Below are 13,566 nucleotides of genomic sequence, written 5' to 3'. Positions count from 1 at the left end.
GCACCCCGGCGCCCGCCGTGTGCTCCAACCGCCCCAACCGGTTCAACGAGGAATCATGACAAAGATATTTGACGATCCCGCAAGCTTCGCGGACGACGCCCTCGACGGCTTCGCCGCCGCCCACCGCCAGTACGTGGCACGGGTGGACGGCGGTGTGGTCCGTTCCACCGAGACGCCGGAGGGCCAGGTCGCCCTGGTGATCGGCGGCGGCTCGGGCCACTACCCCGCCTTCGCAGGTTTGGTCGGCGCCGGACTCGCCGCCGGCAGCGCCTGCGGGAACATGTTCGCCTCGCCCTCCGCGGGCCAGGTCTACCGCGTGGCCAAGGCGGCGGACACCGGGGGCGGGGTTCTGCTCAGCTACGGCAACTACGCCGGGGACGTCCTGCACTTCGGCCAGGCACAGGACAAGCTCAACGCCGAGGGCATCCCGACCCGCACGGTGTTGGTCACCGACGATATTGCCAGCGCCCCGCTGGCGGAGATCGACAAACGCCGCGGCATCGCCGGGGACCTGACGGTCTTCAAGGTGGCCGGGGCGGCCGCCGACGCCGGGCTGGACCTCGACGAGGTGGAACGGCTGGCGGTCAAGGCCAACCACCACACCCGCTCGCTGGGCGTCGCCTTCGCCGGCTGCACCCTGCCGGGCGCCGCTGAGCCGCTGTTCACGGTGCCCGAGGGCATGATGTCCGTAGGCCTGGGCATCCACGGCGAACCCGGCATCTCCGAGCAACCGCTGCCCACCGCCAGCGAACTGGCCGCGCTGCTGGTGGACGGCCTGCTCAAGGACAAGCCAGAGACCGCCGGACGCCGGGTGGTGCCAATCCTCAACGGCCTCGGCACCGTCAAGTACGACGAGCTGTTCCTGCTCTTCGGCAAGGTCGAGGCACTCCTGGCCGCCGCCGGACTCGAGATCGTCGAACCCGAATGCGGCGAGCTCGTCACCAGCCTCGACATGTCCGGGCTGTCCCTGACCCTGTTCTGGCTCGACGCGGAACTCGAGAAGTTCTGGTCCGCGCCGGCCGACACTCCCGCCTTCCGGAAGGGCAACCTGGCGCCCCGCCGGGCCAAAACCCCCGCCGCGCAGGCCGACGTCGAAGCAGCACCCGCGCTGGCCGCCACGGCGGCGTCCACCTCCCTGGCCGCCACGGCGGTGGGCGTGCTGAAGGTGGCCCAGTCGGTCGTCGTCGAACACGAGGAAGCGCTCGGCAAACTCGACGCGATTGCCGGTGACGGCGACCACGGAATCGGCATGCGCCGCGGCGTGGACGCCGCGGTCGCCGCGGCGGAACAGTCCCACGCGGCCGGCGCCGGGCTCGAGGAAGTCCTCGCCGCGGCCGGCGAGCAGTGGGCCGAACGCGCCGGCGGCACCTCCGGCGCGCTCTGGGGCGCGGCGGTCACCGCCGTCGGCCGCGCCCTGGGCAGCAAGGAGAACTACACGCCGGCGGACGCGGCCGCCGCCGTCGACGCCCTCCGCGATGCCATCATCACCCTGGGCAAGGCCGAAGCCGGAGACAAGACGATGGTGGACGCGCTGCTTCCGTTCGCCGACGTTTTCAACCGGGGAATCGACGACGGCGACGGCCTGGCCCGCAGCCTGCGGACCGCTGCCGACGCGGCCGCCCAGGCCGCCGAAGCCACCGCGGCGCTGAGCCCCAAGAAGGGCCGGGCCCGGCCGCTGGCCGAAAAGAGCCTGGGCCACCCGGACCCCGGCGCCGTGTCCTTCGGCCTGATCGCCGGCCGGGTGGCCGACTACGCGGCCTCCATCGAACGCAGCTAGAGGAGTATTCCCTTGTCACACGAGACACAAAGCCACAACACCAACCCCACCAACACCGGGCAAACCAACCCGCAGCCCGGCTGGCGGATCGTCGTCGGCAACGACGAAGCCGGCGTCGAATACAAAAACGCCCTGCGCGAGCTGCTTGAAGCGGACCCCCGCGTCGCCTCGGTGGAGGACGTCGGCGTCGGCCCCGACGACGCCACCGCCTACCCGCACCTGGCCGTCGCCGCGGCCCGCAAGGTCGCCGCCGGCGAAGCCGACCGTGCCCTGCTGATCTGCGGCACCGGACTGGGCGTGGCCATCTCGGCCAACAAGGTCCCCGGCATCCGCGCCGTCACCGCGCACGACAGCTACTCTGTGGAGCGCTCCGTGCTTTCCAACAACGCCCAGGTGCTGACCATGGGCCAGCGTGTGATCGGCCTGGAACTGGCCAAGAAGCTGGTTGGCGAATGGCTGGGCCACCGCTTCGATGACACCTCCGCATCCGCGGCCAAGGTGGACGCAATCCACTCCTATGAAGGAGCTTCGGAAGGACAGGCAAGCAAATGACCACACGTAACATCGCCGTCGTCGGATCCGGCTACATGGGCGGCGGAATCGCGCAGGTCCTGGCCCTCGCGGGCGCCCGCGTCGCCCTCGCCGACGTCTCCGCCGAGATCGCCCAAAGCAACTACGAACGGCTGCTCAAGGAATCCGACGACTTCGTCGCCGCCGGGCTGTTCCCGGCCGGCGCTACCGAAACGCTCAAGGAAAACCTCTGGGCCGCGAAGGACATCGAGGAAGCCGTCGCCGACGCCGAATACATCGAAGAAGCCGTGCCGGAGGTCCTCGAGATCAAGCACGGCACCCTGGGCCGGATCAGCGCCGCCGCCCGCCCGGACGCCATCATCGGCTCCAACACCTCCACCATCTCCATCGCGAAGCTCGCCGAAGTGGTAGTGAACCCGGAGCGCTTCCTGGGCGTCCACTTCTCCAACCCGGCACCGTTCATCCCGGGCGTCGAAGTCATCCCGCACGAGGGCACCTCCGAGGCCACCATCGAGGCCGCACGCACCATTGTGGGGGAGACCGGCAAGGAAACCGCGACCGTCAAGGACGTCACCGGCTTCGTGCTCAACCGGCTGCAGTACGCCCTGTTCCATGAGGCCGCGCAGGTCGTCGAGGAAGGCATCGCCACGGCCGAGGACGTGGACACCATGGTGCGCACCACGTTTGGTTTCCGGCTGCCGTTCTTCGGGCCCTTCGCGATCGCGGACATGGCCGGGCTGGACGTGTACGCGTTCTGCTACAAGTCGCTGCAGACCGGCTTCCCGGAGCGGTTCGCCACGCCGCAGATCCTGCAGGAAAAGGTCGACGCCGGCCAGCTCGGCACCAAGACCGGCTCCGGGTTCCTCAACGTCCCCGCCGACCGGACCGCCGCCCTGGTGGCGTACCGGAACAAGGCCTACGTCGCGATGCAGAAGCTCATCGAGGAACTCGGCCCCGCACCCCTGGGCTGACCACCGCTGCACGCCACCTTTTCCCTAGGAGACTCCCATGACCTCATTCCCAACAGACCGCACGGTGATCGTGACCGGCGCCGTCTCCGAGCGCGGCATCGGCCGGGCCACCGCGGAGTACCTCGCCGAGCGCGGCTGGAACATCGGCGTGATCGACCTCGACGACGCCGCCAGCAAGGCCCTGGCCAAGGAACTGGCCGAAAAGCACGGCGTCAAGGCCCACGGCGCCGGCGCCAACATCGGCGACGAAGCCTCGGTCCGCGCCGCGATCGATGAGATCGAGGCAGAGCTGCCGCAGCTCGTCGCCCTGGCGAACATCGCCGGGGTGAGTTCCCCGGTGCCGTACCTCGAACTCGACGCCGCCGAGTGGGACCGGGTGCTGAACATCAACATGAACGGGGTGCACTACGCCACCCGCCGGGCCGCCGAATCGATGGTCAAGCACCGGCTGGGCAGGATCGTCAACATCTCCTCGGTCTCCGCCCAGCGCGGCGGCGGCACCTTCAGCAAGACCCCGTACTCCGTGGCGAAGGCCGGCGTCATCGGCCTGACCCGCGCCACGGCCCGCGAACTGGGCGGGTACGACATCACCGTCAACGCCATCTCACCGGGCCCGATCGACACCGACATCATGGGCGGCACCCTCAGCGAGGAACGCAAGGATGAACTCGTCAAGGACCTGGTGGTCAACCGCGTGGGCAGCACCCGCGACATCGCGGCCGCGATCCACTTCCTGATCGGCGAGGACGCAGGCTACATCTCCGGCCAGACGCTCAACGTCGACGGCGGCCTGTACATGCACTGACGGCTCCGGAACGCAGGAGCCAGCAGAAACCGCGGGCCGCCGGCCCGCGGGGGAACCACCCCACCTCATCACTCGAAGGAGAGTGCTGTGTCCGTAACCACCGCTACATCCAAGGAGCTTCTGGCCCGTCCGGTCCTGAAGTCCGCGATCTCCAAGGCGGCCCGCCGGCTGATGCCGATGCTGGTCATTCTGTACGTCGTTTCGTTCCTGGACCGGACCAATGTCGGCTTCGCCGAGGCCGCCCTGGGCGCGGACAAGGGCGTGTCCGCCGCGGCCTTCGCCCTGGGTGCCGGCATCTTCTTCATCGGCTACGCGATCTTTGAGATTCCCAGCAACCTGCTGCTCAAAAAGGTCGGCGCCAAGATCTGGCTGGCCCGGATCGCGATCACCTGGGGCATTGTCTCGGCCTGCTTCGCCTTCGTGCAGGGCGAGACCTCGTTTGTGATCCTGCGCTTCCTGCTCGGCGTCACCGAGGCCGGGCTCTTCCCGGGCGTGATCATGTACCTCGCCGAATGGTTCCCCAACAAGGTGCGCGTGCAGATGTTCGCCATCTTCTACCTGGCGCAGCCGTTCTCCCAGATGATCGGCAACCCGCTCTCCGGCTGGCTGATCAACATCGGCGACCAGGTCCCCGGCCTGCGCGGCTGGCAGGTGATGTTCTTCGTCGAGGGCCTGCTCGCCGTGGTGGCCGGCATCGCGGCCTTCTTCTTCCTGATCAACGGTCCGGAAAAAGCCAAGTTCCTCAGCGGCGAGGAGAAATTCGCGCTCAAGGAAGTCATGGCGCTCGAGGACAACATCAAGGACGAGACCGGCCCCCGCGGCATCCTCGCCGCGATGCGCAACGGCCGGGTCTGGTACTTCACCGCCATCTACTTCTGCCTGCAGATCGCGGTCTACGGCGTGACGTTTTTCCTGCCGCAGCAGGTCTCCTCGCTGACCGGGCAGAAGGTGGGCCTGGCCGTCGGCCTGCTGATCGCCGTGCCGTGGTTCTTCGGCATCTTCTCCTGCTACTTCATCGGCAAGGCGGCCAACACGGTGGCCAAGCGGCGGAAGTTCGGCACCATCCTGTTCATCTCCACCGGCCTGTGCATCTTCGGCTCGGCCTGGGCAGGGACCAACCACCAGCCGGTGCTCGGCATGATCTTCATTACCCTGGCGGTCTGCAGCTTCCTCGCCGTCGGACCCGTGGTCTGGTCCTACCCGACGGCGTTCCTCGCCGGGTCCGCCGCCGCGGCGGGCATCGGCCTGATCAACTCACTCGGCAACCTCGGCGGCTTCGTCGCCCCGATCCTGCGGACGGCCGTCAACGAGGCCACCCATTCGCCCACCGGGTCCATGGGTGTCTACGCCCTCGGTGTGCTGCCCTTCGTGGCGGCGGCGATGATGTTTGCCACCAAGCGGTTCCGCAACAAGGCCGACGAGCTGCTGGACTAAGCCCGTCCCCGCTTCAACCCCACCCTGAAGGAGATCCATGAGCCGCACCTCCGGCACCAGCGCCCCCGCCGGCCCCCTGTACATCGGTGTCAGCACCAAGATGTACCTGGGGTACCAGGCGAGCCTGCGCTGGCTGTCGGAGGTGCGCGCCGTGGTCGACGCCCGGCCCGCCCTGGCCGCGAGCCAGGACATCCGGGTGTTCGTCATCCCGTCCTTCCCGGTCCTGGCGCAGGCGAAGGCGGTCCTGGCCGGATCGCCCGTGCTCCTCGGCGCCCAGAACTGCGCCTGGGCGGACGGGGCGCTGACCGGGGAAGTCAGCCCGGCCATGCTGGCCGAACTCGGCGTCTCGCTGGTGGAAATCGGCCACGCGGAGCGCCGCGCCCTGTTCGGCGAGGACGACGCCGTGGTGGCCCGCAAGGTGCGGGCCGCCGTCGACGCCGGGCTGGCGCCGCTGCTATGCATCGGCGAACCGGACAAGCTCAGCCCGGAGGACGCCGCCGGTTTCTGCCTGGCGCAGGTCCGGTCCGCCACCGGCGACGACGAGTCCCTGGCGCCGCGGCTGGTCCTGGCCTATGAACCGGTCTGGGCGATCGGGGCGGACAAGCCCGCCGCGCCGGCGTACGTGAACGCAGTGGTTGAACTGATCCGCCAAGGGCTCGGCGCGGCCTGTCCCATCATTTACGGCGGCAGCGCCGGGCCCGGGCTGCTGCCGGAACTGGCAGCGGCGGACGGACTGTTCCTGGGACGCTTTGCCCACGACGCCGCCAACCTCGGCCGCGTCCTGGACGAGGCCCTTCAGGCCCTCGCACCGGCCAGCAGTTCCTCGAGCCGCTCATAGCCTTCAGTCAGGCCGCCCTCCATCCCGGACTGCGCCATGCCGTCACGGGCCTCCATGCTGGGATACACGGCATGGCCGGCCAGCCGGGTGCGTCCGCCGCCCAGGTCCTCGAAGGTGAGGAACTCGATACTCACCACGTCCGGGTAGCCGCCGTATTCGAAGGTCTGGATCGCGAAGTCGTTGTCCCGGACGGTGTGGAAAACACCGCTGAACCGGTGCGCGACTCCGTCGGGTCCCGTGTGCGTGTAGCGGTAACTGCCGCCGGTGCGGAAGTCGTAGTGGTCCACGTCCATGGTGACCCGCCGCGGGCCGAGCCACTGGGCGAGGAGATCCGGTTCCTTGTGGGCCCGGAAGACGTCGGCCACGGGAAAGTCGAACTCCCGCTCGAAGTCGATGAAGGGCAGTCCTTCCGGAACCGTGAGTTTCAGGGCGTTGCTCATGATGAGTCCTTTGCCTGGGTGCCGCGCGCGGCGGCCTGGGATTGGAGCACGGCGTCGAGGCTACGGAACTGCTCCTCGTGGACCAGCCGGTACTGGTCGATCCAGGCGGTGAGCGCCTCCAGCCGTGCGGGGTTCAGGTGGACGGGCCGGCGCTGGGCGTCCCGCGTGCGCGTGACGAGCCGGGCCTGCTCGAGGACCTGGATGTGCTTCGAGACCGCCTGCTTGGTGATCGCGAAGGGTTCCGCCAATTCATTGACCGTGGCCGGGCCGCGGCTGAGCCGGGCGATGATGCGGCGGCGGACAGGATCGGCCAGCGCCAGGAAGGCGGAGTCGAGGTGTTCGTCGTCGTCGGCCATGGTCAGCAATCTGTTCAGCCATCCCCTAATCAACGAAACGGTTGATCAATGTTTGGGTTGTTTAACGCTACGCCCGGGCCGCCCCGGCGGCAAGGGGCCTAGCGCGGCCGGCGGCCGCCGCCGGACTGCGCCACGGTGAACTCTGGGCGAACGTCCGGCCAATGGGGCTGAAAAACCGGCATTTGACCCGGCCCAGGTGCAGATACTGGAGAGCATGACTACCTTTACTCGTCGTCAAGTTCTGCGCTCTGCAGGGGTTGCCGCGGTGGCCGGAGCCCTCGCCACCAGCACCTCCGCGGGGGCATTTTCAGCCACCCCAAGCGGTCCGTTCGGCCACGGGATTGCCTCGGGGGATCCCCTGCCGGGCAGCGTACTGCTGTGGACCCGCGTCACCCCCAGCCCCGAGGCGGTGCCCGGCAGCGGCACCGGCCCGGACGTGTCCGTGGGCTGGGAGGTCTCGGCTGACGCCGGCTTCAAGAAGATCGTGGCCCGGGGTACTGCCGCCACCGGCGCGGCCCGGGACCACACGGTCAAGGTCGTAGCCGACCGGCTCGCTCCCGGCACCAGCTACTGGTACCGCTTCACGCTGGGCTCGGCGGTGTCCCCGGCGGGACGCACCCGCACGGCGCCGGCCGCGGGCGCACCGGTGGACCGCCTGAAGTTCGGGGTGGTGTCCTGCGCCAACTGGCAGGCGGGCTACTTCTCCTCGTACCGCCACCTGGCCGCGCGGGGCGACCTCGACGCCGTCCTGCACCTGGGCGATTACCTCTACGAATACGCGCCCGGCGACTACCAGGCCCGCGACGTCGTGGTCCGTCCGCACGACCCGGCCGTCGAGATGACGCAGCTGGAGCACTACCGCCGCCGCCACGCCCAGTACAAGACCGATCCCGACCTCCAGGCCCTGCACGCGGCCGCGCCCTTCATCGTGACCTGGGACGACCACGAATCGGCCAACGACGCCTGGCAGGGCGGCGCCGAGAACCACACCCCCGGCGTCGAAGGCGCCTGGAGCGAGCGCTTCGCCGCCGCGCACCAGGCCTACGCCGAGTGGATGCCGGTGCGCTACGAGCCGGGCGGCCAGCTCTACCGCCGCCTGGACTTCGGTTCCCTGGCGAGCCTGTCCATGCTGGACCTGCGCAGCTACCGCGACCAGCAGGCGGCCACCGGCGTGGATCCCTCGATCAGCAGCCCGGCCCGGACTATCACGGGCGCAGCCCAGATGGACTGGCTGCTGGGCAACCTCAAGTCCACCGGTCCGCAGTGGAAGCTCGTGGGCAACCCCGTGATGATCGCCCCGGTGCGGGTTCCCTCGACCCTGAGCACCGCAGAGCTGGGCGGGGTGCAAAAACTCATGGGCGGCACGAGCATCGGCGGCGTGCCGTACAACGTCGACCAGTGGGACGGCTACGAGGCCGACCGCAACCGCGTGGTCCGGCACCTGCGGGACAACGCCGTTAAGGACACCGTCTTCCTCACCGGTGACATCCACTCGGGCTGGGCCTGCGACATTCCCGCGGACCCGGCCAGCTACCCGGCCACCGGTGACTCCGTGGCTGCGGAGCTGGTCTGCACCTCGGTCACGAGCGACAACCTCGATGACATCCTCAACGTTCCGCCCCGGACCGGTTCCGTCGGCGTCGAGAACGCCATCAAGGCGGCCAACCCGCACGTGAAGTACCTGGACTTCGACTCGCACGGCTACTCCGTGCTCGACGTGACGCCCGCCGGCGTCCGCATGGACTGGTACGTCCTCGCCGAGCGCACCGCCGCCGGGTCCGGATCGACATTGACCACATCCTTCAACGTTCAAACCAACACGGGCAAGGTCACGCCCGCACAGGGAGGCCTCGCATGAGCCATTCATCCACTACCCAGCCGACGCCGGGCCGCCGGCAGTTCCTGCAACTTGCCGCCGCGGGAGGCGCCGCCGTCCTGCTGTCCGCGGCCCCGGGCGCCGCCTGGGCCGCCCAGGCCACGGCCCGCACCCGGAGCTACGTTCTCGTGGTGGACGGCTGCCGTCCGGACGAGATCACGCCCGCCCTGACGCCGCGGCTGGCCGCCCTGCGCGCCGCCGGCACCAACTTCCCGGCCGCGCGCTCCCTGCCGGTCATGGAAACCATCCCCAACCACGTCATGATGATGACCGGGGTCCGGCCGGACCGCTCCGGCGTTCCGGCGAATGCGGTTTTCGACCGCACCGAGGGCGTGGTCCGTGACCTGGACCGTCCCACCGACCTGCGCTTTCCCACCCTCCTGGAGCGGCTGCAGGAACGCGGGCTCACCACCGGCTCGGTGCTGAGCAAGAAGTACCTTTACGGCATCTTCGGCACCCGCGCCAGCTACCGCTGGGAACCCCAGCCGCTGCTGCCGGTCACCGGGCACGCGCCCGACGCCGCCACCATGGACGCGCTGCTCGCGATGGTGGGCGGACCGGACCCGGACTTCGTCTTCACCAACCTGGGCGACATCGACCGCGTAGGGCACTCCGACCTCACCGGAACCACGCTGCGTGCGGCCCGTGAAGCTGCCCTCGCGGACACCGACGTGCAGGTGGGCCGCTTTATCGACTACCTCAAGAGCACCGGAAAGTGGGACTCGAGCGTGGTGATGGTGCTGGCCGACCACTCGATGGATTGGTCCGTGCCGAGCAACGTCATCTCCATCGACCTGATCCTGCAGTCCAGGCCGGAGCTGCAGTCCAACGTCAGGATCGCCCAGAACGGCGGGGCGGACCTGCTTTACTGGACCGGCGCCGACGCCGACCGCGCCGCCGGGCTGGCCGCCGTCGAGCAGCTGGTCGCGGCGCACGAAGGCGTCCTGTCGGTCAACAAACCCGCGGACCTGCGCCTCGGGGCCGAGGCTGGCGACCTGGTGGCGTACTGCCGCGCGGGCTGGCGCTTTTCCGATCCCTACGTGGCCTCCAACCCCATCCCCGGCAACCACGGCCACCCGGCTACGGAGCCAATCCCCTTCTTCATCTCCGGCGGCAGCCCGGCCGTGGTCAAGCAATCCGTCTCCTCGGAGCCTGCCCGGACGGCGGACGTGGCCCCCACCATCGGCGAGCTCTACGGGCTTAAGGCACCGGCCGGGGGATACGACGGCACGGCCCGGAGCATCGCCTTCACCGCCTAGGCCGCGGCAACCCACAGAGGCGCCGGAGGACAGCCGTTACGCTGCCCCGGCGCCTCTGCTGCGTTCGGGGAACGGCTGCGCCTAGACGCCCGCGTGCAGCCGGGGGAGTGCGTCCACCAGGGGAGCGAGCTCGGGGATCTCCTGCGCCTGGGCCAGCGCGCGTTCCAGGGTGTGGTCGTGGACCGGCCGCGCCTGTTCCAGCAGCCCGATGCCGCTGGGCGTGAGCTCGGTGTAGATGCCGCGGCGGTCGTCCGCGCACAGGATCCGGGTCAGCAGGCCGCGCTCCTCGAGCCGGTTGACCAGCCGGGTGGTGGCGCTGGGGCTCAGGGCGGTGGCCCGGGCAAGCTGCTGCATCCGCATGTGCCAGCCGTCCTGCCGGCTCAGCGCATCCAGCACGGTGTACTCCACCACAGATAGCTGCGCCTCGGCCTGCAGAGAGCGTTCCAGCTCGGTTTCGATCAACCCGTGCAGGGCCGCCAGCGTCCGCCAGCCTTGCGCCCGGACCTCGACGGCGTCGTCCTTGATGCCCATACCTTGTGCTCCTTCCAGCTCGGGCTACCGCGCTCCGGACAGCGGAACGCGGGCAGCCCCCAAAATAGTTGCTTGCGCGCTATAGTTGCGTGTGCAACAATAAATAACGCGTTTGCAACTAATAGCTTACGCTTCAGGAATCCCCCCGTACAGTTTTGAAGGAGCTCATCCATGCCTATCGGCCTGATCGCACTCGCCCTCGGCGGGTTCGGAATCGGACTCACCGAGTTCGTCATTATGGGCCTGCTGCCGCAGGTGGCCGCAGACTTCCGCGTCAGCGAGGCCACCGCCGGCTGGCTGATCTCCGGCTACGCGCTCGCCGTCGTCGTCGGGGCGCTGCTCCTGACCGCCGCCGTGACGCGCTTCGAGCGCAAACCGGTGCTGGCCCTGCTGATGGTGCTGTTCATCGCCGGCAACCTTGTCTCCGCTGTCGCCCCCGACTACGCCCTGATGATGGTGGGCCGGATCATTGCCGCGCTGGCGCACGGCGCGTTCTTCGGGATCGGCGCGGTGGTGGCCGCAAGCATGGTCGCCCCCACCAAAAAGGCCGGCGCCATCGCCATCATGTTCACCGGGCTGACCGCGGCGAACGTCCTGGGCGTGCCGTTCGGCACCATGCTCGGCCAGGCCGCCGGCTGGCGCTCCACCTTCTGGGCCATCACCGGCATCGGCGTGCTGGCCCTGGCCGGCATCCTGGCCCTGGTGCCGAAGACCGGCGCGGGGGAGTCTGCCGCCGGCGGACTGCGTGGCGAACTCCGCGCCTTCCGCTCCGGCCAGGTCTGGCTGTCCATCTTCGTGACCATCCTCGGCTACGGCGGCATGTTCGGCGCCTTCACCTACATCGCGTTCACGCTGACCGAGGTCACCGGCTTCTCCGCCGCGACCGTGCCGTGGCTGCTGATCATCTTCGGCGTCGGCCTCTTCATCGGCAACACCGTCGGCGGCAAAGCGGCGGACCGGAACGTGGACCGCACCCTGCTGATGGTGCTGGCCGCCCTCGTGGTGGTGCTGGTGGTCTTCGCCCTCACCGCTGCCAACCAGCCGATGACCATCGCCTCGATGGTGCTGCTGGGCGGCTTCGGCTTCGCCACGGTGCCCGGCCTGCAGATGCGCGTCATGAAGTACGCCGACGGCGCGCCCACGCTCGCCTCCGGCGCCAACATCGGCGCGTTCAACGTCGGCAACGCGCTCGGCGCTTGGATGGGCGGCGTGACCATCACCGCCGGCCTCGGCTACACCTCGCCGATCTGGGCGGGCGCGGGTATCACCGCGCTGGGCCTGGCGGTGATGGCCTTTGCCGCCACCGCCGCCACCAAGAGCGCCGGGCAGGCGGCCGCCACCGGTGCCGCGGACGACGCCGAGCTGCAGCGGCTCTAGCGGGCCGCTGCGCGGTCCCGGCAGACCGCCACGAAGGCCCGGAACGGAGCCAGCCGCTCCTCGGCGGGAAGCTCCAGGGCCTCCGGATGCCACTGCACCGAGGCCACCCAGCGCTCCGGGTCTTCCAGCGCCTCCATGGTCCCGTCATCGGCCACCCCGGTCACCGCGAGCCCGTCGGCCACGCGGGCCACGGCCTGGTGGTGGCCGGAGGCAATCTTGACCGTCACCGCGGCGGCGGCGCCGGGTCCGGTGCCGGAACCCGCTGCGGACCCCGCGCCCGGCCCCACGCATGAACCCATGGCGCCGTACAGCCCGGCCACCTTGGAGCCGGCGGCAATCCCGACCTCGTGCCAGGCCCAGGGGCCGGCGCCGTGGGCGGGCGCGGATTCCCGGTGCGCCACCACGCCCGGATCCATGTCTTGGATCAGTGTTCCGCCGTAGAGCACGTTCAAAAGCTGGTGCCCGCGGCAGATGCCCAGCACCGGCAGGCCCGCGGCGATGGCCTGCCGGGCCACCGCAAGGTCCAGGGCGTCCTGCTCCGCGTTGACGTCATAGCAGGTTCCGCTGTCCTCCTCCCCGTAGAGCCGGGGGTCCAGGTCGCCGCCGCCGGGGAGCACGGCGCCGTCGAGCTCCGCGGGTGACTCGGCGGCGGTGAGAAACACCGGCTCGCCGCCGCCGTCGCGCACCAACTCAACGATGTAGCCGAAGAGCGCGTTGGCCTCGCCCACCCGCGGATCGGGGTCCGAGGAACTGCTGAGCCGGACCGGAATGCCGATGCGGGGGCGGCCGCCGACGGGCCGTGCTGGATTCTGCATGACTCATTTTGCATCACGGATTCCCCCTCAGCACGCAGGACTAGGATTGCCGGATGACCAACAGATACCTCGTGTCCCGCAGCCGCTTCATCGCGGCCACCCCGGAAGCCATCTTCGACGTGCTCGCCACACCCGCACTGCACAGCGTGATCGACGGCTCGGGCACCGTGAAGGGCGCCCAGCCGCGCGGTCCCGAACGGCTCGCCCTCGGCGCGAAGTTCGGCATGGAAATGAACATCAAGATGGATTACAAGATCCTCAACACGGTCTGCGAGTTCGAGGAGGGCCGGCGGATCGCGTGGCGGCATTTCGGCGGCCACGTCTGGCGCTACCTGCTGAACCCCGTCAACGACGCCGACGGGACCCCTGGCACCCTCGTCACCGAACAATGGGATGCGCGGGAGGTTCGCGCCAGGATCCTGCTCCGCTTGGCCGGCTACCTCCGCCGCCACCCGGCCAGCATCGAGCAGACCCTCGCCAAGCTGGACGCCTACATGGCCTCGGAAGCCGCAGCAGGATCCGGCGCCGCCCCGGACCACCTTCGCTAGGCGCGCCG

The 13,566-nt window shown here is 69.5% G+C and carries 14 protein-coding genes; 10 read left to right on the top strand and 4 right to left on the bottom strand.

Translation table 11 applies throughout. The annotated features are described in order from the left end of the window. Nucleotides 1-55 precede the first annotated feature (55 nt). The 6 genes from dhaL to ABIN76_RS12115 all read left to right on the top strand — a co-directional run bounded on the left by dhaL (nt 56) and on the right by ABIN76_RS12115 (nt 6,356). Nucleotides 56-1,777, top strand: a complete 1,722-nt coding sequence (gene dhaL / locus ABIN76_RS12140; protein ID WP_346959944.1) for a dihydroxyacetone kinase subunit DhaL — start codon at nt 56-58, stop codon at nt 1,775-1,777. An 87-nt stretch (nt 1,778-1,864) separates the two neighbouring features. Then, nucleotides 1,865-2,329, top strand: a complete 465-nt coding sequence (locus ABIN76_RS12135; protein WP_346959960.1) for a ribose-5-phosphate isomerase — start codon at nt 1,865-1,867, stop codon at nt 2,327-2,329. Next, nucleotides 2,326-3,279 (top strand): 3-hydroxyacyl-CoA dehydrogenase family protein, encoded by a 954-nt coding sequence (locus ABIN76_RS12130; protein ID WP_346959943.1) that lies wholly within the window; start codon nt 2,326-2,328, stop codon nt 3,277-3,279. Before ABIN76_RS12135 ends, ABIN76_RS12130 begins: the two co-directional genes overlap by 4 nt. A gap of 37 nt (nt 3,280-3,316) precedes the next feature. Continuing rightward, the gene (locus ABIN76_RS12125; RefSeq protein ID WP_346959942.1) at nt 3,317-4,084 is read left to right on the top strand and encodes an SDR family oxidoreductase; all 768 of its coding nucleotides are present in this window, start codon (nt 3,317-3,319) and stop codon (nt 4,082-4,084) included. Nucleotides 4,085-4,171: 87 nt separating this feature from the next. Continuing rightward, complete coding sequence (locus tag ABIN76_RS12120; RefSeq protein WP_346959941.1) at nt 4,172-5,518, top strand: MFS transporter; 1,347 nt, start codon at nt 4,172-4,174, stop codon at nt 5,516-5,518. Nucleotides 5,519-5,555: 37 nt separating this feature from the next. Next, nucleotides 5,556-6,356, top strand: coding sequence for a triose-phosphate isomerase family protein (locus tag ABIN76_RS12115; protein ID WP_346959940.1), 801 nt, complete (start codon nt 5,556-5,558; stop codon nt 6,354-6,356). On the opposite strand, the gene ABIN76_RS12110 is transcribed toward ABIN76_RS12115, so the two are convergent. Both ABIN76_RS12110 and ABIN76_RS12105 read right to left on the bottom strand, forming a co-directional pair. Further along, complete coding sequence (locus tag ABIN76_RS12110; protein WP_346959939.1) at nt 6,314-6,796, bottom strand: SRPBCC family protein; 483 nt, start codon at nt 6,794-6,796, stop codon at nt 6,314-6,316. The genes ABIN76_RS12115 and ABIN76_RS12110 overlap by 43 nt on opposite strands. Further along, nucleotides 6,793-7,152 carry a metalloregulator ArsR/SmtB family transcription factor gene (locus tag ABIN76_RS12105; protein WP_346959938.1) on the bottom strand — a complete coding sequence of 120 codons (360 nt, stop codon included), beginning with the start codon at nt 7,150-7,152 and terminating at the stop codon, nt 6,793-6,795. Before ABIN76_RS12105 ends, ABIN76_RS12110 begins: the two co-directional genes overlap by 4 nt. 214 nt (nt 7,153-7,366) lie before the next feature. Between ABIN76_RS12105 and ABIN76_RS12100 the strand changes: the two genes are divergently transcribed. Both ABIN76_RS12100 and ABIN76_RS12095 read left to right on the top strand, forming a co-directional pair. After that, on the top strand, nt 7,367-9,010 hold the full coding sequence (locus ABIN76_RS12100) for an alkaline phosphatase D family protein (RefSeq protein ID WP_346959937.1): 1,644 nt from the start codon (nt 7,367-7,369) through the stop codon (nt 9,008-9,010). Beyond that, nucleotides 9,007-10,287, top strand: a complete 1,281-nt coding sequence (locus ABIN76_RS12095) for an alkaline phosphatase family protein (RefSeq protein ID WP_346959936.1) — start codon at nt 9,007-9,009, stop codon at nt 10,285-10,287. Before ABIN76_RS12100 ends, ABIN76_RS12095 begins: the two co-directional genes overlap by 4 nt. Nucleotides 10,288-10,368: 81 nt before the next feature. On the opposite strand, the gene ABIN76_RS12090 is transcribed toward ABIN76_RS12095, so the two are convergent. Then, entirely contained in the window at nt 10,369-10,818 is a 450-nt protein-coding gene (locus ABIN76_RS12090) for a MarR family transcriptional regulator (RefSeq protein WP_346959935.1), read from the bottom strand. A 171-nt stretch (nt 10,819-10,989) separates the two neighbouring features. Between ABIN76_RS12090 and ABIN76_RS12085 the strand changes: the two genes are divergently transcribed. Then, nucleotides 10,990-12,195: an MFS transporter gene (locus tag ABIN76_RS12085; protein WP_346959934.1), complete on the top strand. Its 1,206-nt coding sequence runs from the start codon at nt 10,990-10,992 to the stop codon at nt 12,193-12,195. Here ABIN76_RS12085 and ABIN76_RS12080 read toward each other — a convergent pair. After that, complete coding sequence (locus ABIN76_RS12080; RefSeq protein WP_346959933.1) at nt 12,192-13,010, bottom strand: type 1 glutamine amidotransferase; 819 nt, start codon at nt 13,008-13,010, stop codon at nt 12,192-12,194. The two genes, ABIN76_RS12085 and ABIN76_RS12080, sit on opposite strands and share 4 nt — an antisense overlap. 53 nt (nt 13,011-13,063) lie before the next feature. Here ABIN76_RS12080 and ABIN76_RS12075 point away from each other — a divergent pair, with 53 nt between their 5' ends. Further along, on the top strand, nt 13,064-13,558 hold the full coding sequence (locus tag ABIN76_RS12075) for a polyketide cyclase / dehydrase and lipid transport (RefSeq protein WP_346959932.1): 495 nt from the start codon (nt 13,064-13,066) through the stop codon (nt 13,556-13,558). The last annotated feature ends 8 nt before the right edge of the window (nt 13,559-13,566 follow it).

Source organism: uncultured Arthrobacter sp., assembly GCF_964021775.1.
GTDB lineage: Bacteria > Actinomycetota > Actinomycetes > Actinomycetales > Micrococcaceae > Arthrobacter.
Note: the sequence above shows the minus strand (reverse complement) of the source record. Positions and strands in the feature narration are given on the sequence as shown.

Excerpts from the sequence above, each read along its gene's own strand:
- ABIN76_RS12125 (WP_346959942.1), top strand. The coding sequence starts at position 3,317 with ATGACCTCATTCCCAACAGACCGCACGGTGATCGTGACCGGCGCCGTC.
- ABIN76_RS12100 (WP_346959937.1), top strand. The coding sequence starts at position 7,367 with ATGACTACCTTTACTCGTCGTCAAGTTCTGCGCTCTGCAGGGGTTGCC.
- ABIN76_RS12090 (WP_346959935.1), bottom strand. The coding sequence starts at position 10,818 with ATGGGCATCAAGGACGACGCCGTCGAGGTCCGGGCGCAAGGCTGGCGG.
- ABIN76_RS12115 (WP_346959940.1), top strand. The coding sequence starts at position 5,556 with ATGAGCCGCACCTCCGGCACCAGCGCCCCCGCCGGCCCCCTGTACATC.
- ABIN76_RS12110 (WP_346959939.1), bottom strand. The coding sequence starts at position 6,796 with ATGAGCAACGCCCTGAAACTCACGGTTCCGGAAGGACTGCCCTTCATC.
- ABIN76_RS12080 (WP_346959933.1), bottom strand. The coding sequence starts at position 13,010 with ATGCAGAATCCAGCACGGCCCGTCGGCGGCCGCCCCCGCATCGGCATT.
- ABIN76_RS12075 (WP_346959932.1), top strand. The coding sequence starts at position 13,064 with ATGACCAACAGATACCTCGTGTCCCGCAGCCGCTTCATCGCGGCCACC.
- ABIN76_RS12095 (WP_346959936.1), top strand. The coding sequence starts at position 9,007 with ATGAGCCATTCATCCACTACCCAGCCGACGCCGGGCCGCCGGCAGTTC.
- ABIN76_RS12130 (WP_346959943.1), top strand. The coding sequence starts at position 2,326 with ATGACCACACGTAACATCGCCGTCGTCGGATCCGGCTACATGGGCGGC.
- ABIN76_RS12085 (WP_346959934.1), top strand. The coding sequence starts at position 10,990 with ATGCCTATCGGCCTGATCGCACTCGCCCTCGGCGGGTTCGGAATCGGA.
- dhaL (WP_346959944.1), top strand. The coding sequence starts at position 56 with ATGACAAAGATATTTGACGATCCCGCAAGCTTCGCGGACGACGCCCTC.
- ABIN76_RS12105 (WP_346959938.1), bottom strand. The coding sequence starts at position 7,152 with ATGGCCGACGACGACGAACACCTCGACTCCGCCTTCCTGGCGCTGGCC.